Annotated in this window: 1 protein-coding gene; it reads left to right on the top strand. The window is 66.1% G+C overall.

All coding sequences use genetic code 11. The features are described from left to right. The coding region (locus tag MB818_RS21905; protein ID WP_238906558.1) for an S-(hydroxymethyl)glutathione dehydrogenase/class III alcohol dehydrogenase at positions 1-1,017 on the top strand (1,017 nt) is incomplete at its 5' end. Positions 1,018-1,049 lie beyond the last annotated feature (32 nt).

The raw sequence follows: 1,049 nt of genomic DNA, 5'->3' as shown, positions 1-1,049 counted from the left end.
GAGATCAAGGCCACCGGCATCTGTCATACCGACGAATTCACCCTCTCGGGCGCCGATCCCGAGGGGCTGTTCCCGGCCATTCTGGGCCACGAGGGCGCGGGCGTCGTGCTCGAAGTCGGGCCCGGCGTCACCAGCCTGAAACCCGGCGACCACGTGATCCCGCTCTACACGCCGGAATGCCGCCAGTGCGAGTATTGCCTGAGCGGCAAGACCAACCTCTGCCAGGCGATCCGCAGCACGCAAGGTCAGGGCCTGATGCCCGACGGCACCACGCGGTTTTCCATGCTCGATGGCACGCCGATCCTGCATTACATGGGCTGTTCGACATTCTCGAACCACACCGTCCTGCCCGAGATCGCGCTGGCCAAGGTGCGCCCGGACGCGCCGTTCGACAAGATCTGCTATATCGGCTGCGGCGTCACCACCGGCATCGGCGCGGTGATCAACACCGCCAAGGCCGAGATCGGCTGCCGCGCGGTGGTGTTCGGCCTGGGCGGCATCGGTCTGAACGTGATCCAGGGCCTGCGGCTGGCGGGCGCCGACCAGATCGTGGGCGTCGACCTGAACCCCGACAAGGTGGAAATGGCCACCCGTTTCGGGATGACCGATTTCGTCAATCCGGCCGAGGTCGAGGGCGACATGGTGGCGCATCTGGTCGAGCTGACCAAGGGCGGCGCCGATTATTCGTTCGATGCGACCGGCAATGTGGGCGTGATGCGCACGGCGCTGGAATGCGCGCACAAGGGCTGGGGCGAAAGCATCATCATCGGCGTGGCGCCGGCGGGGGCCGAGATCTCGACCCGGCCGTTCCAGCTGGTCACGGGCCGGGTGTGGAAAGGCACCGCCTTCGGCGGCGCCAAGGGCCGGACGGATGTGCCCAAGATCGTGGATTGGTACATGGACGGCAAGATCGAGATCGACCCGATGATCACCCACACGCTGAGCCTGGACGAGATCAACAAGGGCTTCGACCTGATGCACGCGGGCGAAAGCATCCGCTCGGTCGTGGTATTCTGAAACCAACCCGGCGCCCGGAAACGGGCGCCGGG

Origin of the sequence: Ruegeria alba (genome assembly GCF_022321465.1) — a bacterium.
GTDB lineage: Bacteria > Pseudomonadota > Alphaproteobacteria > Rhodobacterales > Rhodobacteraceae > Ruegeria_B > Ruegeria_B alba.
The sequence above is the reverse complement of the archived record's forward strand: the minus strand, read 5'-3'. Positions and strand labels throughout refer to the sequence as shown.